General features: G+C 37.7%; 18 protein-coding genes. 4 read left to right on the top strand and 14 right to left on the bottom strand.

The genetic code is table 11. The features are described 5' to 3' along the window. Position 1: 1 nt before the first annotated feature. From WFZ86_RS12140 to WFZ86_RS12160, 5 genes are all read right to left on the bottom strand, one after another. Complete coding sequence (locus WFZ86_RS12140) at positions 2-709, bottom strand: heterodisulfide reductase-related iron-sulfur binding cluster (RefSeq protein WP_342692162.1); 708 nt, start codon at positions 707-709, stop codon at positions 2-4. Between the two features lie 194 nt (positions 710-903). Then, positions 904-3,036, bottom strand: coding sequence for an FAD-binding and (Fe-S)-binding domain-containing protein (locus WFZ86_RS12145; RefSeq protein ID WP_342692163.1), 2,133 nt, complete (start codon positions 3,034-3,036; stop codon positions 904-906). Between the two features lie 246 nt (positions 3,037-3,282). Beyond that, entirely contained in the window at positions 3,283-3,939 is a 657-nt protein-coding gene (locus WFZ86_RS12150) for an aspartate kinase (RefSeq protein ID WP_159688653.1), read from the bottom strand. Between the two features lie 122 nt (positions 3,940-4,061). Beyond that, a complete protein-coding gene (locus WFZ86_RS12155; RefSeq protein WP_342692164.1) occupies positions 4,062-4,421 on the bottom strand; it encodes a YraN family protein in 360 nt (119 codons plus the stop codon). Between the two features lie 505 nt (positions 4,422-4,926). Beyond that, positions 4,927-5,823, bottom strand: a complete 897-nt coding sequence (locus WFZ86_RS12160; protein WP_342692221.1) for a S66 peptidase family protein — start codon at positions 5,821-5,823, stop codon at positions 4,927-4,929. A 238-nt stretch (positions 5,824-6,061) separates the two neighbouring features. Between WFZ86_RS12160 and WFZ86_RS12165 the strand changes: the two genes are divergently transcribed. Together WFZ86_RS12165 and WFZ86_RS12170 are read left to right on the top strand one after the other, a co-directional pair. Further along, entirely contained in the window at positions 6,062-7,171 is a 1,110-nt protein-coding gene (locus WFZ86_RS12165) for an endonuclease/exonuclease/phosphatase family protein (RefSeq protein WP_342692165.1), read from the top strand. 269 nt (positions 7,172-7,440) lie between these two features. Further along, positions 7,441-7,980 carry a 3-hydroxyanthranilate 3,4-dioxygenase gene (locus WFZ86_RS12170; RefSeq protein ID WP_342692166.1) on the top strand — a complete coding sequence of 180 codons (540 nt, stop codon included), beginning with the start codon at positions 7,441-7,443 and terminating at the stop codon, positions 7,978-7,980. 517 nt (positions 7,981-8,497) lie between these two features. On the opposite strand, the gene WFZ86_RS12175 is transcribed toward WFZ86_RS12170, so the two are convergent. Continuing rightward, positions 8,498-9,454, bottom strand: coding sequence for an MBL fold metallo-hydrolase (locus WFZ86_RS12175; RefSeq protein WP_342692167.1), 957 nt, complete (start codon positions 9,452-9,454; stop codon positions 8,498-8,500). A 245-nt stretch (positions 9,455-9,699) separates the two neighbouring features. Between WFZ86_RS12175 and amaB the strand changes: the two genes are divergently transcribed. After that, positions 9,700-11,253 (top strand): L-piperidine-6-carboxylate dehydrogenase, encoded by a 1,554-nt coding sequence (gene amaB / locus WFZ86_RS12180; RefSeq protein WP_342692168.1) that lies wholly within the window; start codon positions 9,700-9,702, stop codon positions 11,251-11,253. A gap of 207 nt (positions 11,254-11,460) precedes the next feature. Here the strand turns inward: amaB and WFZ86_RS12185 are convergent, their stop codons facing one another. Together WFZ86_RS12185 and WFZ86_RS12190 are read right to left on the bottom strand one after the other, a co-directional pair. Beyond that, positions 11,461-12,186, bottom strand: coding sequence for a metallophosphoesterase family protein (locus WFZ86_RS12185; protein WP_342692169.1), 726 nt, complete (start codon positions 12,184-12,186; stop codon positions 11,461-11,463). A gap of 64 nt (positions 12,187-12,250) precedes the next feature. After that, the gene (locus WFZ86_RS12190; RefSeq protein WP_342692170.1) at positions 12,251-12,706 is read right to left on the bottom strand and encodes a VOC family protein; all 456 of its coding nucleotides are present in this window, start codon (positions 12,704-12,706) and stop codon (positions 12,251-12,253) included. Between the two features lie 279 nt (positions 12,707-12,985). Between WFZ86_RS12190 and WFZ86_RS12195 the strand changes: the two genes are divergently transcribed. Next, the gene (locus WFZ86_RS12195; protein WP_342692171.1) at positions 12,986-16,378 is read left to right on the top strand and encodes a T9SS type A sorting domain-containing protein; all 3,393 of its coding nucleotides are present in this window, start codon (positions 12,986-12,988) and stop codon (positions 16,376-16,378) included. Positions 16,379-16,471: 93 nt separating this feature from the next. On the opposite strand, the gene WFZ86_RS12200 is transcribed toward WFZ86_RS12195, so the two are convergent. The 6 genes from WFZ86_RS12200 to WFZ86_RS12225 all read right to left on the bottom strand — a co-directional run bounded on the left by WFZ86_RS12200 (position 16,472) and on the right by WFZ86_RS12225 (position 24,030). Next, positions 16,472-17,035 carry a DUF4256 domain-containing protein gene (locus tag WFZ86_RS12200; RefSeq protein WP_342692172.1) on the bottom strand — a complete coding sequence of 188 codons (564 nt, stop codon included), beginning with the start codon at positions 17,033-17,035 and terminating at the stop codon, positions 16,472-16,474. Between the two features lie 125 nt (positions 17,036-17,160). Beyond that, entirely contained in the window at positions 17,161-17,406 is a 246-nt protein-coding gene (locus tag WFZ86_RS12205; RefSeq protein WP_342692173.1) for a type II toxin-antitoxin system RelE/ParE family toxin, read from the bottom strand. Beyond that, positions 17,388-17,624, bottom strand: coding sequence for a hypothetical protein (locus WFZ86_RS12210; protein WP_342692174.1), 237 nt, complete (start codon positions 17,622-17,624; stop codon positions 17,388-17,390). Before WFZ86_RS12210 ends, WFZ86_RS12205 begins: the two co-directional genes overlap by 19 nt. 138 nt (positions 17,625-17,762) lie before the next feature. Next, positions 17,763-21,134 (bottom strand): transcription-repair coupling factor, encoded by a 3,372-nt coding sequence (gene mfd, locus WFZ86_RS12215; protein ID WP_342692175.1) that lies wholly within the window; start codon positions 21,132-21,134, stop codon positions 17,763-17,765. Then, the gene (locus WFZ86_RS12220) at positions 21,127-21,735 is read right to left on the bottom strand and encodes a hypothetical protein (protein ID WP_342692176.1); all 609 of its coding nucleotides are present in this window, start codon (positions 21,733-21,735) and stop codon (positions 21,127-21,129) included. Before WFZ86_RS12220 ends, mfd begins: the two co-directional genes overlap by 8 nt. 177 nt (positions 21,736-21,912) lie before the next feature. Next, positions 21,913-24,030 (bottom strand): glycoside hydrolase family 97 protein, encoded by a 2,118-nt coding sequence (locus WFZ86_RS12225; protein ID WP_342692177.1) that lies wholly within the window; start codon positions 24,028-24,030, stop codon positions 21,913-21,915. Positions 24,031-24,201 lie beyond the last annotated feature (171 nt).

The following is a 24,201-nucleotide window of genomic DNA, read 5'->3' on the forward strand; positions in this document are numbered from 1 at the left end:
GTTATCGCGTAACTTCTTCAATCAAATAAAAAATAGAAGTAAACGACATTCCGCTGGCTTTTTCTAAACCAATTTCGCAAGTTCTACTAGTAGAATAGCCATTGGTACAGTGGGTTGGAATTTGCTGTTTCAAGTCTTTAAGTCCGTGTTCGTTCAATACTGGAACCAAAAAACCGCGATCGCCCGCGAAGCCACAACAATTGCTGTCAATCATCGTCACTTGCTCTGCACAATGCTGGGCCAAAGCCAATAATTGATCCATTTTTCCGATTTTTTTAACCGAACAAACGGGAAAAATAGCCACTGCTTCCTTTTTCTTTTTTATGGTTAATTTAGGCAACACAAAGTCCAACATAAACTCTATGGGGTCTACTATCTTCAAAGCACTAGTGAACTCTTCTTTGGAATGGTAAAAACAAGGACTCATATCGTACAAAATAGGATAATTGCCATTCTCTGAAACACGAAGCAAATCAGCTTCTAAAAGTTGGGATTGCTTATGATTCACGGCAACAAAACCTTTACTAGAAAAAGGCATTCCACAACAATGCGCATCCAATTCTTTTGGATAAATAATGGTATAACCCGCCCGCACCAACAACTGATGAGTCAATGCTGTGAGTTGTAAGTCTTCTTCTTTTTGAAATTCGTTTTTTCCCATCGCACGGTTGATGCAGGAAGGGAAATACACTACTTTTAAATCAGCCATATTTATTTATTTTTGCCACGAATGCACTAAATCTTAAAATTATTTCACCGCAAATTCGCAAATTAAGTTTTACAACTACTTAAATTAAAATTTGCGAATTTGCGGTTATTTCCTTTATGCTATTCCAATTAAAATCTGCAAATTAGTGACTCTTTTTTTAAAACCAATTCGTGAATTAGTGGCCAATCTTTCGCTTACTTAATTTTATCCGCTCCTTTCGGGATTTGAGGAATCCATTTAGGAATATTGCCACCTGAAATCCAATGTAATCCACTAGAAATCGATGACATAACACTTGTACCCAAAATCGAATGAAAAAACGACACCACTTTTAATCCCGCTCGCATTATCGCGGTGGTACTTGCCATATTTGAACCAATGTAGTTAGCCACTTTCTTTTGCGTATCGGTAATCGCATCGGCTCGCCAATGTTTGACAAACTTGCCCGTATCAATATGAACAGGACAAGCCAAAGCACACAAACCATCCGTGGCACAAGTTTCATCCAATTGATAGGTAACGTCTTTTCTAATATCGGCCAATCGTTGCGGGTCGTCATTAGTTGCTTCTAATCGACTGATTTCTCTAGCAATAACAATGCGTTGTCTAGGTGAAAGCGTTAATCCTTCGGAAACACAATGCGGTTCACAGAATCCACATTCCATACATTTATCAATAATAGCGTGAGATTCTGGTAAAGGTTTTAAGTGTTTCAAATGCGCTTTTGGATCGGGATTGATCAAAACATCGGGATTGATTTGGTTCTTTGGATCAAAGATCTTCTTTATCCGCTTCATAATATCATAAGCCGCCGCTCCCCATTCTTTTTCCACAAAAGGCGCCATATTACGCCCCGTTCCGTGTTCCGCCTTCAGAGAGCCTCCAAATTGATCCACTACAATTATCGCCAATTCGGCCATTAAGTCTTCATAGCGTTGTACTTCCTTCGGATTCGAGAAATCTTGCGAAAACACAAAATGCAAATTCCCTTCTAGCGCGTGTCCAAACAAAACCGCGTCGTGGTATTCGTATTTTTTGAATAAGGCTTTTAATGCCACACAAGCTTCTGCCAATTGAGGTAACGGAAAAGCCACATCTTCAATAATCACCGTCGTTCCTGTTTTTCGCAAACCACCTACTGTGGGCAACAAACCTTTTCTTGCCTTCCAATTAAAATAATATTGTTTGGGGTCTGATGTGAATTCATAATCCGTAAAAGTCGGTATACTCACAATTTGAGCTTTCACTTGTTGTTGTTTTTGCAACAACACTTCTTTATCATTGTCTCTGCATTCTACCAATAAAGCACAAGCGTCTTCGTGTAACGTTTTAAAATAATCCGGTGCTTCGGTATCATTTTCTACTGAGCGAATGGAATCTCTGTCAAGCAATTCTACTGCAGCAACAGGACTTGATTTCAACAAAATCGTCGCGTTGCAAGCGTCCTGAATCGAATTGAAAATCAACAACGAGCAAGATTTATGCTTTTCGTCTACAACCGTTTTAAAAGTCACATTCGAAATAAACGCCAAAGTCCCTTCAGAACCCACCATCAAATGCTTGATAATTTCAATAGGGTCTTCATAATCCACCAAAGCATTGATGCTATAGCCCGTAGTATTTTTGATTTTAAATTTCTGACGAATGCGCTCCTCCAAAGCTGGATTCGTAACAATCGTATGTCGCAAGTCTTTAATTTCCTCAATTAAATGCGCCTGAGTTTCATAAAACGAAGCCACACTTTCCGTATCGGCTGTGTCAAGGACTGTCCCGTCGTGCAAAATCATTCGAATATCAGCAATGGTTTTATAGGAATTCTGAGCCGTTCCGCAGCACATCCCGCTGGCGTTGTTGGCTACAATTCCACCAATCATCGCCGCACCAATAGAAGCCGGGTCGGGACCAATCTTTAATCCGTGTGGCGCCAAAAAAGTATTCGCCCTAGCGCCTACAATTCCGGGTTCTAGTTTTATCTTTTGCTTGTCATCGAATAATTCGTAATGCTTCCAACCGTGCGTCGCCACGACCAAAACCGAGTCCGTTATCGCTTGTCCCGACAAACTCGTTCCCGCCGCTCGAAACGTCAAGGGAATATTCAAGGCATTTGCCGCTTTGATAATCGCCACCACTTCGGCTTCAGAATGTACCAAAAGCACCATCTTCGGAATCAACCGATAAAAACTCGCATCCGTTCCATACGCCAAGGTTTGCAAAGGATTCGTCAATAGGCGCTCCGAGTCGAGCACAGCTGCAATTTGGTCTTTAAACTTTTGATAAGAAGGAGATAATGACATTGTTTTGCGTAATAAAAATGTAAATTTAAGCATTAGCGACCATTAATTTCACCCCAAGCCGCACCATTGTTTTTAGGAGCAGCAAAAAATGGGTACATCAGTAAGCAAAGTCCCGCTGTCCTTCCAATCTTTTTATCCCGAAAAAGGGATAAAAAGGATTTTCCCTCCCATCGGGGCTAAGAGTAAGCATAGTCTTTTTTTGTAAACATTTCTTTGACTTTCTTGCACAAAAAAACGAAGCACTAGGCTTCGTTTTCATATTATTTTTGGAATGTTTTCCTAATTTTTCAAGTCTTTTATTACTTTAAAAGCTACATCTACTTCATTCTCACTCACCAAGATTGTAAACTCATTCGAAGTCGAAATCACCTCATTGATAATGATTCCTTCCCAAGCCAAACGCTGAAAAATGAAGTAATAAATACCCGGAACCACTATATTTTCTTTGGGCAATTTAACCGTAATCGAGGCCAAATTTTCTAATTTCTGAATTAATTTCTCACTAGAAAAATGCTTTTCAACCAAGTGATTCACGCTGTTACTCACCACAATGTTAATCTCATTAACTCCACGTGAAGAAGTATAGAAAATATCCGAAAACGTATTAATGTCGGTAATCAAATCAGCTTGCTTGTTCAAAACAGTGTCAGAAACCGCAAAAGTGTAATCCGTCAGCTCCGAGCGTACGGTAATTTCACCAATGTTTTTGATTACTTTATTGATTTTATGATTCAACTTGAAATCCAATTCTTCTGTTAATCGTTTCAAAGCCATCACCACAGCGCCTTGTTTTACCTCTTTACCAAATTCACTTTCTAATTCGGTCATAATATTCCGAGATAATGAAGTCAAATTGATAATACCCAAAGAAAGAGCGTTCAATAAAAAAGGTTTGGTTTTGATGTAATTTTCAACAATTGAAGAAACAGTTTTCATAACAAATACATTTTTAATTTTTTTAGAGAAAGATTAGATTTAACTGACAAAATGTGTTAAATCTCTTTGCAAATATAAATAAAAAACAATTTGTTACAAATATAACATCGGATTTTTTTTGATTAAAAGTGAAAAAAAGCGTCGGTAAGGTGTTCAATTGCAAAGGATTCCTTCTCTTTATGAATCGCAATAATGTCAAATCGTACATTTACATCGATTTCGTTGAGGGTCACATAAGCATCGACAGCTTTTACCAATAATTGGATTTTTTTGGGTTTTACAAAGTCTTGTGGCAATCCAAACTCGATAGAAGACCGTGTTTTGACCTCAACTACCGCCAAAATATCTTCTTTTTGAGCCAAAATATCAATCTCAGCCTTCTGAAAAATCCAATTCGTTGCTAAAATCGTGTAACCTTCTTTTTTCAGAAAATCAACCGCTAGCTCCTCTCCTAGTTTTCCTAATTCGTTATGTGCTGCCATATTTTAAATCAAAATCCTTTTGAAATTTTAAACATATAAGTCATATTAGTTTTTTTAAATTCACCATATAAGGCATATAAGGTCATTTAAGATTTGAATAGAAATGGGCTTTAGCCCATTCACTATAATGCAAACCCACATCAGGCTTTAGCCAAAATACAGCATAATTTTGGCTAAAGCCTTTCTAGATTCACATTAAAAAACATCCCGCTAAAGCAGAATGCAATTGATGATTATGAAAATTATTACTCTCGCTATTTCAATGTGTAATCAGTTTTTGAACCATATAAGGTATTGAAGGTCATTTAAGAACACTGATTGTTGTGAATTACCAGAGTAAAAGTAAACCATCTTTCTTAGTGAACTTTGTGCAAATCTTTGTGAACTTAGTGGTTAAACCAAAGTATTATTTTTCAAACCCAACTTATATGCCCTTCAATACCTTATATGGTTCAATAAAATTATAATTGTAAACTTATATGACTTATATGTCTCAACCAAAAAACTATTCAAAAACCACAGTAGTGCCTGTAGCTGTGACTTCAAGTGTGATGGTATTTCCTAAAATCAACGCGCGATTATCCTTAATATGCCCCGCTGGGAAATTATATACCACGGGAATGTTATAGGATTTGGTTACGTCTTCAATAATTTCAAGCGCATTTTTGCCCCAAGGAATATCATTATCTTTCATTTTGGTCATACCGCCTACGATAATTCCTTTGATGCTTTCCAAACAACCATTGCGTTTCAAATTCATCATCATACGGTCGATGTGGTACAAATACTCATCTAAATCTTCGATAAAAAGAATTTTATCCGAACAATCAATAGCAGAAGGCGAGCCAAACAAACTATACAAAATCGATAAATTCCCACCTACCAATTCTCCTTTGGCTTTGCCAAAACGATTCATTGCCGTAGGTTCAATAGTGTAGGCTAATGGTTGTCCAAACAAGGCTTTGTACAAAGTAGCTATCGATTCAGGAGCGGTTCTAGGAATACTCACAGGCATCGTTCCGTGGATAGTTTTGTAACCCAACGTATTCAAATGATTGTGTAAAACCGTAACATCACTAAAGCCTACTATCCATTTAGGGTGCTTTTTGAAAGTAGAAAAATCCAATAAATCAATCATTCTCACCGTTCCGTAGCCGCCACGAGCACACCAAATGGCTTTAATATTAGGATTGTCCATTTGCTTTTGAAAATCGGCGGCACGTTGCGCATCTGTCCCCGCCAATTGATTTTGGTCTAAACCAATGGTGCTTCCAATCACCACTTCGAGTCCCCAACTGTGTAGCAAATCGATAGTAGGTTGTAAATTATCTTCGATATTTTTTCGAGCGGTAGCCACAATGGCAACGGTATCTCCTTTTTGAAGTACGGGTGGTGTAATCATCTTTTTTTGAGCTTGACTGTTAGTAATCGAGCATACAAAAACAAAAAACAAAGCTTGCCATAAAAAATGACCTTTGCTATTGGCTTTTGCTTGTCCGTTGTTAGTAGTAATGTTTAAATTGGGTTTCAATAGATTCAAAACTGAGTTATAAAAACAAATATAGGCAAATCCTAAAATATGCAGCGGTTTCTAATGGAAATCCCTTAACTTTACTTGTAGCGATTTTAGTATAATATATATGAAGTATAACTGGTTGATTTTTGGACTCTTTCTTGTTTTGGGGACATCGCCTCTATTTTCACAAACCAAAAAATTCAAAATACATACGGTTGCGTTTTACAATTTTGAAAACCTTTTTGACACCATCAACGACCCCGATACTTTTGATGAAGAGTGGACACCCGATGGTTTGCAACGATGGACAAAAGCAAAATACCAAACCAAACTCCATCATTTAGCACAAGTCCTTTCAGAAATTGGTACGCCAGAAAACAAAGAATTGCCCACCTTTATCGGCGGATGTGAAATCGAAAACAGAGCCGTACTCGAAGATTTGATTCAACAATCTCAACTACAAGAGGGCGAATATGGTATCATTCACTTTGATTCACCCGACAAGCGTGGCATTGATGTGGCTTTGTTATACCGAAAAAAATGGTTTCGACCCACAAATTACAGTGTGATTCCCTTGTATTTGAATGCTACTCCAGAGGCTGAAAAAACCAATACTGCATCATCATTGGCTGAAAAAACAGAAGATGATGTTCCTATTTTAGCACCAACCAAAAGGATTTACACTCGAGACCAATTGCTAGTTAGTGGCTATTTGGAAGGAGAAGAAATCCATCTCCTTGTCAATCACTGGCCTTCTCGTTCTGGTGGCGAGCAAAAAACAAGTGCGTACCGAGAAGCCGCTGGAAAACTGAATAAGAAAATTATCGATTCGTTGCAACAACTCAATGTCAATGCAAAAATCATTACGATGGGTGACCTCAACGATGGGCCTCATAACAAGAGCATAAAGGTGGCTTTGGGTGCCAAAGGAAAAAAAACAGCGGTAGCTCCACACGAAATCTTCAATCCTTTTGAAGCTTTGTTGAGCAAGGGATTGGGTACGATTGCACACCAAGATGCTTGGGATGTTTTTGACCAAATTATGCTTACTGGCACTTGGCTCAATTCAGATTATTCGACTTGGCAGTATTGGAAACCAGGCATATTCCAGCGGAATTACCTCATTCAAACGCAAGGAAAATTTAAAGGCTATCCACTTAGGCATTCCCTAACCGAAGTTGGATATAGCGACCATTTCCCAGTATATGTCTATTTGATTAGAGAAGGCAAATAGGAGCTCGGTATTCGCGTTTAAAAATTTCCGCCACGAATTCACTAATAAATAACGAACTACAATATGTTTTAATGACACAAATTATTAACGTTGATGGAATTCGTGAAATTTGATTTCAATTTCGATTATAATTAGTGGCAATTGGTGTAATTAGTGGCTAACTTTTTTAAAGCGAATTCCCTGAAGTAGGAAGAGAAACGGTTTTTGATAATATCATTTGATAGTATCATTTTCCTTATCTTAGCCTTTCCAATTTTAGCACAAAAACAATGGCCATAGCAAAACCCTTCAACCTCAACCAATGGATTCAAGATAACCGTGAGTTATTAAAACCACCCGTTGGCAACAAAAACCTTTATGTTGATTCTGGCGACTATATCGTGATGATTGTGACGGGACCGAATGCCCGAAAAGATTACCACTACAACGAAACAGAAGAGCTGTTTTACCAACTCGAAGGCAGTATAAAAGTCATCATTCAAGAAGAAGGGCAGCGCAAAGAAATGGAACTGCACGCAGGAGATATGTATTTACACCCCGCTAAAATTCCGCACTCACCTGTACGTTCCGAAGGTTCTATTGGGCTAGTGATTGAACGCAAAAGAGCCGGTTTGGGCTTTACCGATGGTTTGCTTTGGCATTGTGAGTCTTGTAATCATAAACTGCACGAAGTCTATTTTGAACTCCACAACATTGAAAAAGATTTTCTGCCTCATTTTCAACATTTCTATAGCTCTGAAGCGTTGCGTACTTGCCAAAATTGTGGCACCGTGATGGATACCGACCCAAGATTTATGGGGAAGAAATAAGCATTGAACTAAATTTTTTAAAACATATAAGTCATATGAGTTTGTTCTTTGTGAGCTTTGCAATTTTTAACCGCAAGGTTCGCAAAGAAAAAACGCAAGGCACGCAAGGTTTTGCACTTTGTTGTTAATTTGAAAAGGGTTAGATAAAATTATACAAATCGGCAAAAATTAAAAACAAAAGAAACTTTGCATTCCTTGTGGCTAATTATTCAAACACAGATTTACACAGATTTACACAGATTTACACAGATTTACACAGATTTACACAGATTAAAATACAAAATAACTTTGCGACCCTTGCGTAAACCCTTGCGCCCTTTGCGGTTAAGCTTTTTACCACAAAGCAATACTCTTTCACTTTGCGTCCCTTGCGAAAACCCTTGCGAACTTTGCGGTTAAGTTATTTACCACAGTACGGATTTAAACAAAACTTAAATGACCTTTAATACCTTATATGATTGAAAAAAATCGAGACAGACACAAAAACTTAAATGTCTTATATGTTTTGAATAATACCCTATAACTCCATACGCACACCTTGTTCAGGAAATACAAAAGTCAATCCCAACTCGTTTGGAGCCGCTAATTGTTGCTTTATTTTTTGGATAGAGGTTGCAGGAGGTTTCAAATGGGTAATGATGATTTTGCATTTTTGCAAGGCTTCTTTTCCAGTGAGTGCTGCTAAAACCTGCATTTCTTTCATCAAATGTTTAGGCGTTAAATGTCCGAATAGGAACGCATCGGGTTGTTCGTTAGGAAACGAAACTTCTATAAAAATCCCTTTCAACTCTTGTTTTTGAATCAAGGGCGCGATGGCTTTCCAAAGGTCGGCTAGGTTTGTGGTTTTTTCTACAGAGTCAGGTCCTGTGTCGCCTAAATACAAGACCGCATTGTTGTCTTTTTTGATTAAAAATGCTGTGCTTTCGTAAGGATTTACGTGACTCAACGGAAACGCTTGCACCGTCATCGAAGTGTTCGAAATGGGTATGGTTTTTCCAAAAGAAAGGGTTTCGAAATGGTATTTTTTTAAGGGCTTCCCCAAACCGTCATCGCCAAAATTCGCCCAAGTCTGGTCGTTAAAATAATGGTTTTGCATCATTTTCATTGCAGGAGATATGGCGTAAACCGTTTTAGTCGAGTCCGCGGGTGAATTGATAATCAAACCCGACACGTGATCCAAATGCGCGTGTGAAATACAATAGCCTTTGATGTATTGGCGTAAAACAGTACTCGAAGGAACGGAGAAAGTGCCTTTTTCGATTGCTTTTTCAATGCCCGAATGAACGGTTCCAGCGTCTAAACAAACGTATTCCTTTGTTCCGATAGGAGCCACTAAATAGGCCGATAAATTTCGTTCATCGATTCCGCCATACACCCCCAAAGGGACGACTTCAAAAACGGGTTTCGTCTTTTGTCCAAAAGAAACTAATGTGCTCACAAAAAATAGCAGTAGCAAACCCAATACTTTTTTCATCTTTTCTGTATTGAAAATTAAAGGTTAAAAGTACGGCTTCTGCTGAAAATGGCTGTTATTTTTAAATGAAACCACCTTAATTTTGCGATTTAGGTTACTTTTACGGCATTTTACAAGGACTTCAATTAACAGAAAGTCTTGATTTTTTGGTGTTTACTAATTTTAACTAGAAACACTTCTTTGAAATTTGCATCTAAATACTATCTTTACGAAAAAATATAACAATTTTAACTAAAAAAGTTACAATGACAACAATAGCAACTCAATTCGGAATGAACGAAGCCCTAGCGCAACTAGGTATTAAAGCAGTAAATGAAGGAACTTCTACTGGAACGCAGCACTTTGCGAGCGGTTCATTGTTAGAAAGTTACTCTCCTGTAGACGGACAATTAATTGCATCGGTAACGACAAGTTCTGCTGCGGATTATGAAAAAGTGATGCAAACTGCGACAGCTGCTTTCAAAACATTTCGATTGATGCCAGCCCCACAACGTGGTGAAATTGTACGTCAGTTTGGAGAAAAATTACGCAAAAACAAAGAAGCTTTAGGGAAATTGGTTTCTTATGAAATGGGGAAATCGTTGCAAGAAGGCTACGGCGAAGTTCAAGAAATGATTGATATTTGTGACTTTGCAGTAGGATTGTCTCGTCAGTTACACGGATTGACAATGCACTCCGAACGTCCAGGACACAGAATGTATGAGCAATACCATTCGCTTGGGGTAGTAGGTATTATTTCTGCCTTCAACTTTCCTGTAGCAGTTTGGGCTTGGAATACGGCTTTGGCTTGGATTTGTGGCGATGTTTGTGTTTGGAAACCTTCTGAGAAAACGCCTCTTTGCGGAGTAGCTTGCCAAAATATTATTGCCGAAGTGTTAAAAGAAAACAACCTTCCAGAAGGAATTTCTTGTTTGATTAACGGTGATTACACTATTGGTGAATTGTTAACCAAAGACACTCGTGTTCCGTTAATTTCGGCTACAGGTTCTACTAGAATGGGGAAAATTGTAGCACAAACGGTAGCAGGGCGTTTAGGAAAATCGCTTTTAGAATTAGGCGGCAACAACGCTATAATTGTAACTCCTGATGCTGATATCAAAATGACTGTTATTGGCGCTGTTTTTGGCGCTGTTGGAACCGCAGGACAACGATGTACCTCAACCCGTAGATTGATTATCCACGAAAGTATGTATGACAAAGTAAAAGACGCTATTGTGGCGGCATATGGGCAATTGCGAATTGGAAATCCATTGGATGAAAAAAACCACGTGGGACCACTTATAGACAAACAAGCCGTTGAAATGTATAACCAAGCGTTGACTAAAGTAGTAGCCGAAGGCGGTAAAATTTTAGTTGAAGGTGGCGTACTTTCGGGTGAAGGATATGAGAGCGGTTGTTATGTAAAACCAGCTATTGCTGAAGCTAAAAACAATTTCGAAATTGTACAACATGAAACGTTTGCTCCTGTATTGTATTTGATGAAATACAGTGGCGATGTTGAAAATGCGATTGAAATACAAAATGGTGTAGCGCAAGGTTTGTCCTCTGCAATTATGACCAATAATTTGCGTGAAGCAGAACGTTTCTTGTCAGTAGCAGGATCGGATTGTGGTATTGCCAATGTGAATATTGGTACTTCTGGAGCGGAAATTGGAGGTGCTTTTGGTGGAGAAAAAGAAACTGGTGGCGGAAGAGAATCAGGTTCTGACGCTTGGAAAGTATATATGCGTCGCCAAACGAATACGATCAATTATACGACCAATTTGCCTTTGGCACAAGGGATTAAATTTGATTTGTAATATCGATTTATAGAAATGAAAACCCTTTCAGTATGAAAAACTGAAAGGGTTTTTTATGGCTAATTGTTTCCAAAAAATGACTAATGTAACTCCTTAGCCCCGATGGGAGGGAAAATCCTTTTTATCCCTTTTTGGGGATAAAAAGATTGGAAGGACAGCGGGACTTTGCTCCCAAAAAAGCCTAATGACTACTGCTCCTAAAAAACTTTAATTTCTTCCTTTTTCATCGAAATATAACTGATGTAAGGGTTCACTTTGCCAGTATTCTTTGGTATCGATATCTAGAATGGTAAGTGGTCCTTTGAAGGCGGCGCCGGTGTCTACATTCCAAACATTGGCCATTTGTACTGGTGTGGTTTGTTCTAATCGGGTAACTGGGGTATGGCCTATATAGATTTCTTTATAAAGAGTCAATCGTTTGGGATAGGAAAGATGGTCTTTTGGCAACGATTTATCTAAGGCAACAGCCGTTTCCCAAAGGGTTCGATCCCAATAAAATAAGCGAGGAAAGTATTCGTAATGAATTCCATTAAGATTGGTAAAACCCGCGTGAATAAACAATCGATTGTGCTCGTCTAGGTAATAATTTTCTAAAGAGTGTAAGAATTCGATATGTTGTTGAATGGTAGCATCGTCCACTTTTTCATAAGCCAATACGGTTGCTTCTCCACCGTGTTTGTACCACAAGGGATTGTCTTTGCCGCTATCGAGGTAGTCCAAAAAAAGTTCATCGTGATTCCCTTTAATACAGATTATGTTATGTGTTTTTTTCATTTGGATGAGTAAATCGATAACTTGTGGAGATTGGCTCCAGCCGTCGACATAATCGCCCAAAAAAATCAATTGATCGGAGGGCGTAACTTTTGCTCGCTCCAACACTTGATGCAAGGCACGCAAACCGCCGTGTATATCTCCAATAACTAATGTTCTCATATCGTGTGGTATTCTAAAATAGAAATGCAAAAATAGGGGAAAAAAACGCTTGAATTATTTTAAATTATTTGCTAGCGACACTATTAACCTCTATCCAATACCCATCTGGATCCTGAAAATAAACTTGCTGAATTCCATCAGCACGGGTGGTAATTTTGTTGGGTTCTCCTGGCCAATCGGAATACGGAATGTGTTCTTTTTGCAATTGTGCTATCAATTCGTCAAAATGTGGTGTGGTTAAAGCAAAATGCACCGCTTTGTTGATTGTCACAGGCGAAGTAATCGTGGAAACCAAATGCAACTCTTTGTCATCGCCTAAAGAAAACCAACGAATGCCTTCTTTTTGAGTGCGATTGGTAATCTCGGGCAAGTACAAGATTTTGGAATAAAAAGTCGCTGCTATATTGACATCTTTTACCGAAATAGCCAGATGATTCAAGGTTAATCCTAATGTTGTTTTTTCTTGAGAGTACGAGCAAATTACCCAAAGAAATAAAATATATGTAAATGCTTTTTTCATGATTTTCAGGGTTTTGAATATGAATTAAAGATAGCTTATTTTTAAACTTTTCGTTATCTATAGCAAAATTTTTCAACTCGTTAATAAATACAAACCAAAGAATGTTCTTATTTTAAGATGATGAAGACGAATGATTACTTCATAACGAGCATGAGGAATAGCTTATTTTTGAATAAAACCAATAAACTTTCACAACAAAAAAAGGAATAACAAATAAGTTTTTCATTTATAAGGGATTACTTGAAAAAATAAATTACTTTTGTGAAAAAGCTTACAAAAATGACAAAAAACTACCTGCTGCTATTGTTGATTTTTCCATTATTATGCTATTCACAATATAATGACTCAGCACCTTGGCTTGAAGAAAATGCGAATACCAATAAAACCTCAACATCAAAAGAAAAAAGCATTAATGAATTGAGAGCATTATTCAATGAATATTGGAAAAATCACGACAAAACAAAAAAAGGAAGCGGCTACAAACCTTTTATGCGTTGGGATTTTAATTGGAGTAATAACACAGATGAAAAAGGCTTTTTAATCACTCCTGCAGAAACATGGAAAGCCATTGCACAAAAAAAAGAAGCAAAACTTAACAAAAGTGCCAGCTTACCAACAAGTGTTTGGGAGCCTATTGGCCCATATACCAATACACCGACAGGAACTTGGTCAAATGGACAAGGTCGTGTAGATGTTGTGGCAGTAGATCCTTTAGATAAGAATACAATTTATGTTGGCACACCTTCGGGTGGAATTTGGAAATCAATAGATGCTGGAATGAGCTGGACACCAATGTCGGATAATTTACCACAAATTGGGGTTTCTGGAATAGCAATTGATCCAACAAATTCTAAAATAATTTATATTGCTACTGGCGACAAGGATACCTTTTCGACCTACTCCATTGGAGTTTTAAAATCAACTGATGGAGGAATTACTTGGAATACAACTGGATTAACATTTACAGGATCTTATTATGCAAGTGGTGATATTATCATTAATCCAAACAATACTAAAATATTATTATGTGCAACAAATAATGGTTTGTACAAAACTATCGATGGGGGTGATACATGGTACCAAGTGGTCCCTGGAAGTTTTTCCAAAGGATCACTACGATACAAACCTGGTAATGCAAATATAGTTTATGCAGTAAATAACACTGGTTTTTTTCGCTCTACTGATGGGGGATCTAGTTTTTCAACCATAACAACTGATTTAAACTCCTCAAGATCATTACTTGATGTTACACCCGCTAATCCAAATTATGTATATATACTCACTAGTGTTGGTGATAAATTCAAAGGGATTTACAAATCAATAAACGGTGGAGATACTTTTACAAAAACAGCAGAAACAGAAAATATTTATGAATCAAACCAATATTATGCAGATTTAGCCTTAGCGGTTTCTGATAGTAATCCCGAAGAAGTATATGTTGGTTGCTTAAATATTTGGAAATCGATCGACGGAGGCAATTCCTTTAATGTCATTAACTCTTGGAATGAACCGAATAGCAGTTCGTATACTCATGCCGACATCCATTTTTTAAAATTTATCAACTCCAATTTGTATGCTGGGACAGACGGAGGCATCTATGTTTCAGGTGATGGTGGTTTAAACTTTAAAAATTATACGGATGGATTACAAATAAGTCAGTTTTATAAAATTGCGGTTTCAAAACAAACCGCTAGCAAAATGACGGGCGGACTTCAAGACAATGGCGGTTTTGCATATAACAATAACAAATGGTATAATTTTCATGGTGCAGATGGAATGGATACTGCCATTGATCCAAATAATAGCAATAACTACTATAGTTTTGTTCAAAATGGAGGTATGATGCATATTAGCAATACAGCTGGAGCAAATTTAAATTCATGGGTTCCCGCTCCCGAAGGTGAAACTGGAAACTGGATTACGCCGCTAGTATTTAACCGTTCTGGAGAATTGTTTTCTGGTTATACTAAATTGTATAAATTATCAGGAAAAGAGTGGAAAGTGGTTAGCAACACAACTCTTGGATCAGACAGTATAGAACTAATTGGAATTGACCCCAGCAATGACAGCAATATTTATGTTGTAAACGAATATACTCTCTACAAAAGTACCGACAAAGGAAATACATTTAAAATCACTTATACAGCCAATAAACTAATCACATCTATTTGTATACATAGTACAGATAGTAATATTATCTACCTAACCACTTCAAATACAAACGGAGAAGTGTTACAATCAAAAGATGGTGGTAAATCTTTTGTTTCTATTTCTACTGGTCTGCCAAATGTTGGAAAAAATGTAATCAAACATCAAGGTAGAAATTCCCTTAATCCTTTATATCTAGGTACAAAATTAGGCGTATATTATCGAGATGATTCCATGGCAAAATGGGAACCTTTTGACACAAATTTACCAAATGTAAGCGTAACCGATATTGAATTTAATTATGTAGATGCCAAAATTATAGCTTCTACCTATGGAAGAGGAATTTGGCAATCAAATATCAATATAGAAACATTTTCAGATGACATTCAACTTACAAATGTACAATACCCAAATACAGATATCTATTGCACAGGAATAATTCCAAAAATAGCTGTGAAAAATATTGGTAAAAATGATGTAAAAACTGTTACAGTCAATTATACCTACAACGATACTCCACTTTCCTATAATTGGACTGGAACAATTCTCCCAACTGCGACTCAAATCATAGATCTTCCCGAAATTAAAGCGGAAAACGGTGCCTATTTGCTTAATATTTCGACCATAATTACAAACGATAATGATCCGGATAACAATCATACTTCGGTTCCCTTATACATTAATAACTTTGGAACTGCTGGCGTAATAAACACATTTGAAAACAACAATTCATCCAACTTGTTAACATATAATGACGGTGCCACTAATAGTTTATGGACTAAAGGTATCAGAACAAATGATGCATTAGCAACAGCTACCAACAATGTGTATACAACAAGTTTAACGGGTAATTATCCAAATAAAACCAAAGCTTATTTAGTATCACAATGTTATAATTTAAACCAGATTTCTAGTCCAGAAATTAGTTTTAAAGCAGCCTTTGATTTAGAGCCCAATTGGGATATTTTCTTCGTAGAATACACTACCGATTTCGGAAAAACATGGAAGATACTTGGACAAAAAGGAACCAACTGGTACAATAGCTCCAGAACAAAAGCAAGTTCGGGAAGCGCAAATGATTGTACTAATTGCCCAGGTGCACAATGGACGGGTACAGATATGACCTTAAAAACCTATTCCACCTCTTTAAGTGGATTAACGAACGAAAAAAATGTAATCTTTAGAATTGTATTTTGGTCAGATGATTTAGAGAATCAATTAGGGGTTGTCATAGATGATTTCGTAATTAATGGGGTTACACTATCAAGACAAGATTTCGAAATCAATCAAGTGGCTCTATATCCGAATCCCACCAATGGTGTTTTCAACATTAAAATGGATGGACTTTTACCAAAAACGTTAGAATTATATGACTTAAAAGGACAAAAAATATTTTTCAAAAACGAGTTCACCAACACAGAAGAAAAAATCAAAATTGATATTTCTTCAGTCCCTTCAGGAATTTACTTTATCAAAATAGAAACAGAAAACAACACCATCACCAAAAGAATTATTAAAAACTAATTTTACAACTATTTCTTAAAAGTAAAGGCTTTCATTTTAATTAAAATGAAAGCCTTTTTTGACTCTAAACAGTAAATCATTAATTTGAAATAATTACACTCGCAAACTACCTCTAAACCCTCTGGCTGCATAATAAGATGATGCGCCGTTATGGTATACAAAAACCGTTTTGTAACGGTAATCGCCAAACAAAGCACCACCTAAAGCGCGAATTGGAGCTGGGGTGAACAACCAGCTAGAGGTCTTGGTATCGAATGGTCCCAATTGTTGCAAATAGCGGTATTCGGATTCGTTTAGTAGCGTAATTCCCATCGCTTCAGCCACTGCTACGGCCGAATTTTCGGGTTTAAATTCTTTTCTTTCGTCCAAGGCTTTTGCATCATAACACCAACTGCGACGTCCTTTGGGGCTCTCGACCGAACAATCATAAAAAAGATACTCGTTAGTAGCCTCATCATACCCCACCACATCTGGTTCACCACCAGTTTCTTCCATAGCTTGGAGCGATTGCAACTTCAACGGTTGTTGCTCTAATTTTGTTACTACGTTCTCCCACTGTATGCCTTGATGGCGATGGCTATTTTGCTCAAAACGTTTTTGTAGCAGATGCAACAATTGCTTATGTTCTTCGGAAGTAAGGGGTTGTAGAGGGAGCATAGGTTTTGAATTAGAAAATTATAATCGAAATTCCTTTTCGAAATCGAATATAAAAAGAAGAAAACAGAAATTATCTAACTTTTCGTTTTTCTGAATCTTGTCGATTATCCCGAAAAGCTACAATTTCAATAGTATTTCTCTCGTACCTCATAAAAAATCAAGTACTTTTTTACTGGAATAACACGAGTAAATTTGTTCGAAGTTAATCTTCCAATAAAAGGTGTTTTGGATAACGTTTCTAATAAATCTTCTACTTCCGATAGAAATTTCATACTGTAATCTGCATTTCCATTTCTGAAGTAATAAAACTCAAGAATCGTTTTGAACTGAATTTCGGATAAAGTAGACCAAACTATTTCTTTTGGAGCCATTCTCTCAATTCTGAAATTACTTGGTCGTTTTTACGAAATTTACCTTCTTGTAATTCTGATCTCGAAATTTCGATTGACGACTGTTGTTCTGCTGTCAGCTGATACAGTTCTTGCTCGGAGGCATCAAAAATGGTCTGTAGAGCACTTAAAAAATTTACATCCTTTGACTCTTTTATCCTTGAAATCAAATTTTTCTTTAGTTGTGAAGTACTATCCATTGTGCCAATTTTTTAATTTCAAAAATAAACAATTTATTTCTAATTCACAGAAAGTTACAAAACCTTTAAAAGTACAATAGTTATATTACTTCAAACAAAATGAATAATTTGAAAGTAAAACAATTTTCTTCTTAAAACCTACTTCTCCCCTCCCAATAATTCCATCAACTCCAAACATCTTCGGGTGGTTTTAGCATTGTCGAAAGTCAGCAACAAACGCAGGCCTGCGGGGGTTTGCTTTTCTTTCATTTTGCATAGATTGGAATGCTTTTGTACAAAATCCAAGACTTTATTGAAGCGATTCGATTGGTAAAAATCCGATTGTTGGTCGGAAACAAAATACCCAATCATTTTGCCTTGTTTGAGTACTAGTTTTTCGATACCTACACGAGTGGCAATCCACTTAATGCGAATGCTGTTCATTAAGGCATTGGCTCTTGCTGGCAAAGGTCCAAATCGGTCTATCAACTTGTTGATGAAAACGGTCAGTTCTTCTTCGCTTTTGACTTCTCCTAATTCGTTGTACAACAGCAATCGCTCCGAAACGGTATTGATGTATTCATCTGGGAATAACAACTCAAAATCGGTGTCGAGTTGCAGGTCTTTGACGTATTGTTTAGTTTCGATGTTGTTCTCTTCTGGATACAAATCTTTGAATTCATTTTCCTTAAGCTCCTCGATGGCTTCGTTCATAATTTTTTGATAGGTATCAAAGCCAATCTCATTGATGAATCCACTTTGTTCCCCTCCCAGTAAATCTCCTGCGCCACGAATCTCTAAATCCTTCATCGCAATATTGAAACCGCTACCCAATTCGCTAAATTGTTCCAAGGCTTGGATGCGTTTTCGGGCTTCTTCGGTCATCGCAGAATACGGCGGACAAATGAAATAACAAAAGGCTTTTTTGTTGCTTCGTCCCACACGTCCTCGCATTTGGTGCAAATCTGATAGTCCAAAATTATTCGCATTGTTAATAAAAATGGTATTGGCATTAGGCACATCCAATCCGCTTTCGATGATGGTGGTGGCTACCAAAACATCGAATTCGCCGTTCATAAATGCCAACATCAATTCTTCGAGTTTTTTACCATCCATTTGGCCGTGACCAATGCCTACTCGTGCGTTGGGCACCAAACGCTGAATCATACCCGCGATTTCCTTAATATTTTCGATGCGGTTATTGATGAAATACACTTGACCATTGCGCTGAATTTCATACGAAATCGCATCTCGAATGGTTTCTTCATTAAACCCAACCACGTGCGTTTCTATCGGATAACGATTGGGCGGTGGCGTAGTAATTACCGACAAATCTCTGGCCGCCATCAACGAAAACTGCAAGGTTCTTGGAATAGGCGTGGCCGTAAGGGTTAGCGTATCTACATTAGCCGCAATGGTTTTGAGTTTGTCTTTTACATTTACCCCAAACTTTTGCTCCTCGTCTACTATCAATAAACCTAAATCTTTGAAGACTACATTTTTGTTGACCAATTGATGCGTACCAATAAGAATATCTAATTTACCCTCGGCGAGTTGCTTTAGGGTTTCTGCTTTTTGCTTGGCGGTTCTAAAACGGTTCAAATAACCCACAGTCACAGGCATATCTTTCAATCGCTCGCTAAACGTTCGGAAATGTTGGTAAGCCAAAATCGTGGTTGGCACCAAAACCGCTACTTGTTTGCTATTGTCCACGGCTTTGAAAGCAGCACGAATGGCCACTTCGGTTTTACCAAAACCTACATCACCACAGACCAATCGGTCCATTGGGCGTTCGCTTTCCATATCGGCTTTGACATCCTGAGTCGATTTTACTTGATCAGGGGTATCTTCGTAGATAAATGAACTTTCTAACTCGTTTTGCAAATAACTATCAGGCGCAAATTGAAAGCCTTTTTCCAAACGACGTTTGGCGTACAACTGAATCAAATTGAACGCAATATGTTTGACTCTCGCTTTGGTTTTTTGCTTTAACGCTTTCCAAGCATTCGAGCCTAATTTGTAGATTTTGGGTGGCATTCCGTCTTTACCGTTGTATTTGGAAATTTTGTGAAGCGAATGGATGCTCACATACACAATGTCATTATCAGCATACACCAACTTAATGGCTTCTTGGGTTTTGCCCTCGACCTGTATTTTTTGCAAGCCTCCAAATTTCCCAATTCCGTGGTCAATATGCGTCACGTAATCGCCAACCGAGAGTGAGGTCAGTTCTTTGAGCGTTAAATTTTGCTTTTTCGAATAGCCGTTTTTGATGCTGAATTTGTGATAGCGTTCAAAAATCTGGTGGTCGGTGTAACAAGCAATTTGGTTTTCTTCGTCGATAAAACCCTGATACATCGGCAACACGATAGTATGGTATTGCTTTCTAATGTTTTCGGCATTGGCTTCATCTAATGACTCAAAAATATCGTGAAAGCGTTTTACTTGTCCGTCATTGGAACAAAACAAATAATTTTTATAGCCATTAAAATGGTTTTCGTTCAGGTTATTCAATAACAAATCGAATTGTTTGTTGAATGACGGTTGTGGCTGAAAATGAAAAGGAAACGTTTTTATAGTTTTAAAAACTGCTTTGCTCCCCCATTCTACGACCGAAAAATCCAAAGCGCGTTTAATAAAACTGGCTTGATTCAAGAACAATTGCTCGGGTGTGGAGCGCTTGATTTCTTGTGATAATTTCGCGAAAGCTTCTTCGGCTTTGCCAAATTGTTTGTCTAAATCGGCCAACAACAGCTCGGTATTTTGAATAAAAATTACCGTTTGCGGCGAAATATAATCTAGAAAAGATTCTCGATTTTCTTGAAAAAAAGAGTTTTCTACATTGGGAATAATCGTGATTTTTTTCTTGGTTTCAATTGATAATTGAGTGGCGACATCAAAGGTTCTAATACTTTCGACTTCGTTGCCAAAAAACTCAATGCGGTACGGATTATCATTCGAAAACGAAAAGACGTCTACAATTCCTCCGCGCACCGAAAATTCTCCAGGTTCGGTAATAAAATCAACTCTTTTGAACTCGTATTCAAACAACACCTCGTTGATAAAATCGATAGAAATCTTATCATTAACGGCGACTTTCAAGGTGTTTTTGTCCAATTCCTTTCGGGTGACTACTTTTTCAAAAAGCGCTTCGGGATAAGTGACAATTACGGCGGGTTTTTTACGCGAATTGATGCGGTTCAATACCTCAGCGCGTAACAAGACATTGGCGTTGTCAGTTTCTTCTATTTGATACGGTCTTCGGAAAGAGGCGGGATAAAACAACACGTCTTTTTCGCCCACCAATTGCTCCATATCGTTCAAGTAATAGGCCGCTTCCTCTTTGTTATTGAACACCAACAAAAAAGGCAATTCGGTCTGGGTAAACAACGAACGCGTCACAAATGAAAATCCAGAGCCTAGCAAACCTGTCAAATGCCATTTGCTGGCGGGTTGCGCCGTCAAACTCGAACTTATTTGAATACACTTAGGTGATTTCTCGTAGGTACTGTATAAAATCGGCTTACTCAACGCGTGGGGTATTTTGTGAAGGTGGCATACTAGATGGAATCGCTCTTGCAGTATCTCTTATCATTTGTAACATTTCAGACTCTCCTGCTTCAACAGGTATCTTACTTTTTACGTCAATCTTGTCCATTTCGCGTTGCAAAGCAATCAATTCCAAATTAATTTCAGCAACTTGTTTGACTACTTTTTTATGTGGAATTTGAGTCAAATGCAAGTACATATCCAACAAACTTACATTGGTTATCAAAATCGAAATCCTGCTTTTGATGGCGGGATTGTTGTATTGTCCTGGAATATTATCTTTTAATTCCAACGCTTTTTTGGTCAATACTTTGGATTTCTTTTGAAAAGCACTAATTGAACTTTTTGGTTTCTGTGACAATTCATCCATAAACGTACGCCACTGAGGCCAGAAAGACATACTGTTTTCTGCAACAGCATTTATTGGCGCAGACTGAAAAACCCAGCCTTTGTTGATATTGATAAAAATGATTTCATTTTTTTGGGCTTCCTTTTTTTGGGCTTCCATTCGGAGTTTGTTGTCATCGTTGCAAGAAGACAAAAAAAGTACGACTACAAAAAGGAACCAGAATTGGTGTTTCATCTGAAGAATATATTAAAAGCACAAAGTTACAAAGTAAATTTAAGTTATAGGATTTTCCATTTTGGGTTTTCAGAATTCTTTGTGTTATTACCAATGCAAAGAGCCCAGTACAAGACCGAGCTCATTTGCTTCAAACAAAACCAATTGTATCCGTAGATTCCAAACGATGTTTAGGAATTATTTTTTGATTTCCACAATACTTACAGCATATCCTCCGCCTGGAGCAGCATATTGAGACAATTGCGATTTGCTGTTTACCTTCACTTTTCGAATGGTATACGCTTGTGGATTCGTTTTGTAATGAGCATCTTTAGCATCAGCATAAATGGTGGCTTCATACGTTTTTCCTTTATCCAAAAAGTCTAGTTTTATTTTAGAAGTTCTTGGCGTTTCGCCGTTGACGTTTCCAATGAACCAGTTGTTTGTTCCTTTGGCTTTTCTAGCTACAGTAATGTAATCACCTGGCTCGGCTTCTAGATACTTACTCTCGTCCCAATCTATCGCAACGTCTTTGATGAATTGAAAAGCATCAGCAAATTTGTTGTAATGTTCTGGGAAATCGGCCGCCATTTGTAAAGGGCTATAAAGAGTTACATACAACGCCAACTGATTGGCCAAGGTACTGTTGACATGCGATTTATTATTTGGACTAAACGAACTGATATTCATTTCGAAAATACCGGGTGTATAATCCATAGGGCCGCCTAACAGGCGCATAAATGGCAAGAGAGTCACATGATTTGGTTTGGAACCGCCAAAAGATTGGTATTCTGTCCCTCTAGCCGATTCATTACCAATCAAATTAGGATAGGTTCTGCAAATTCCTGTAGGACGCACGGCTTCGTGTGCGTTGACCATAATTTTGTATTCGGCTGCTTTTTCTACCGCGTATTGATAGTGGTTATTGGTCCATTGGCTGTAATGATTAGAGCCCAAAGGAAGGATATTGCCCACGTATCCGCTTTTTACAGCATCATAACCATTGTCTTTCATGAATTGGTACGCCTTGTCCATATGACGCTCATAATTACGAATCGATCCAGAAGTTTCGTGATGCATGATCATTTTTACTCCTTTGGACTTCGCATAGTCACGAATTCCTTTGACATCAAAATCTGGATAAGGAGTTACGAAATCAAAGACATAATCTTTGGAATGGCCAAACCAATCTTCCCATCCTTCGTTCCATCCTTCTACCAAAACCCCGTCAAATCCGTGTTGCGCAGCAAAATCAATGTATTTTTTCACATTTTCGGTAGTAGCTCCGTGACGACCGTTGGGTTTTACTTTAGTGAAATCGGTAACACCAAGTTGCACCGAAGGCAATTCATCGGTATACGCCCAACTACTTTTATCGGTAATCATTTCCCACCAAACCCCAACATATTTCATAGGTTTTATCCAAGAAGTATCTTCAATTTTACAAGGATCGTTTAAATTCAATGTCATTTTAGAGGCCAAAATATTTCTGGCATCATCGCTCACTATAATAGTACGCCATGGTGTATTGTGTGGCGCTTGCATCAAACCTTTGTCGCCAAATTGGTCTGGGGTCAACCACGATTCGAAAATCATGTTTTTGTCATCCAAATTCAAATGCATGCACGAGTAATTGATCAACGCGGCTTCGTGTAAGTTGATATACAATCCTTCTTTAGTTTTCATCAACAAAGAAGTTTGCACACCGGTTGGAGAGAAGGTAGTTTGGGATAAATTGGCCGTTTTGGCTTTTTCGCTAAATCCTCTAATTTCAGATAATTTCGAAGTGGTATAATCGTATTCTTGTGTGTCATAATCTCCCGGAATCCAAAAAGCCGTGTGATCTCCGGTCATAGCAAACTGTGTCTTTTCTTCTTTGATTACAAAATAAGATAGGTTTTTTTGCAAAGGAAATTCATAGCGAAATCCTAGTCCTTCGTTAAATAAACGAAAGCGAATCACCATTTGTCGTTGGGTTTCTTTATGATTTAAAGTAACCGCCAATTCGTTGTAATGGTTGCGAATGGAAGCCACTTCTCCCCAAACTGGTTTCCAACTTTCATCAAAAGTTGCCGTTTTGGTATCGGCAATTGCGAAATCATTTCGTAAGGATTTTTTATCGTTTTTCAATTCGAATCCTAAAGTACTGGGTTTTATAACTTCTTTGCCTTTATAACTAAGTGTATAACTTGGAGTGCCATCCGAAAGCAATGAAAATGTCATTACCAATTGTTTATCGGGTGATTGCAATTGCTGGGCTTGTGCCGAAATCATTCCGACACAAAAAAGGAATGCGGAGAATAAGAAGTGTTTCATTTTTTTTTGAATAAAAAGGATTAAACGTTTAGTAGATGCGATGCCAAAAAGTAATCAATACAAAGTGAGAAATTCATCGAAATCGATGTAATCAGTAGCCTTAAAAATTCCTTTTCGGTATAAAAAACTATACCAACAAAATTAGTCGCTTTATCACAGTGAAAACGATAG

The organism is Flavobacterium polysaccharolyticum, assembly GCF_038739875.1.
Classification (GTDB): domain Bacteria; phylum Bacteroidota; class Bacteroidia; order Flavobacteriales; family Flavobacteriaceae; genus Flavobacterium; species Flavobacterium polysaccharolyticum.

Coding starts and splice junctions, on each gene's coding strand:
- WFZ86_RS12160 (WP_342692221.1), bottom strand. CDS start 5,823: ATGATTACACCACCCGTACTTCAAAAAGGAGATACCGTTGCCATTGTG.
- WFZ86_RS12155 (WP_342692164.1), bottom strand. CDS start 4,421: ATGGCAGCACATAACGAATTAGGAAAACTAGGAGAGGAGCTAGCGGTT.
- WFZ86_RS12195 (WP_342692171.1), top strand. CDS start 12,986: ATGACAAAAAACTACCTGCTGCTATTGTTGATTTTTCCATTATTATGC.
- WFZ86_RS12175 (WP_342692167.1), bottom strand. CDS start 9,454: ATGAAAAAAGTATTGGGTTTGCTACTGCTATTTTTTGTGAGCACATTA.
- WFZ86_RS12150 (WP_159688653.1), bottom strand. CDS start 3,939: ATGAAAACTGTTTCTTCAATTGTTGAAAATTACATCAAAACCAAACCT.
- WFZ86_RS12190 (WP_342692170.1), bottom strand. CDS start 12,706: ATGAAAAAAGCATTTACATATATTTTATTTCTTTGGGTAATTTGCTCG.
- WFZ86_RS12210 (WP_342692174.1), bottom strand. CDS start 17,624: ATGGATAGTACTTCACAACTAAAGAAAAATTTGATTTCAAGGATAAAA.
- WFZ86_RS12165 (WP_342692165.1), top strand. CDS start 6,062: ATGAAGTATAACTGGTTGATTTTTGGACTCTTTCTTGTTTTGGGGACA.
- WFZ86_RS12170 (WP_342692166.1), top strand. CDS start 7,441: ATGGCCATAGCAAAACCCTTCAACCTCAACCAATGGATTCAAGATAAC.
- WFZ86_RS12225 (WP_342692177.1), bottom strand. CDS start 24,030: ATGAAACACTTCTTATTCTCCGCATTCCTTTTTTGTGTCGGAATGATT.
- amaB (WP_342692168.1), top strand. CDS start 9,700: ATGACAACAATAGCAACTCAATTCGGAATGAACGAAGCCCTAGCGCAA.
- WFZ86_RS12205 (WP_342692173.1), bottom strand. CDS start 17,406: ATGGCTCCAAAAGAAATAGTTTGGTCTACTTTATCCGAAATTCAGTTC.
- WFZ86_RS12200 (WP_342692172.1), bottom strand. CDS start 17,035: ATGCTCCCTCTACAACCCCTTACTTCCGAAGAACATAAGCAATTGTTG.
- WFZ86_RS12140 (WP_342692162.1), bottom strand. CDS start 709: ATGGCTGATTTAAAAGTAGTGTATTTCCCTTCCTGCATCAACCGTGCG.
- WFZ86_RS12185 (WP_342692169.1), bottom strand. CDS start 12,186: ATGAGAACATTAGTTATTGGAGATATACACGGCGGTTTGCGTGCCTTG.
- WFZ86_RS12145 (WP_342692163.1), bottom strand. CDS start 3,036: ATGCTTAAATTTACATTTTTATTACGCAAAACAATGTCATTATCTCCT.
- WFZ86_RS12220 (WP_342692176.1), bottom strand. CDS start 21,735: ATGAAACACCAATTCTGGTTCCTTTTTGTAGTCGTACTTTTTTTGTCT.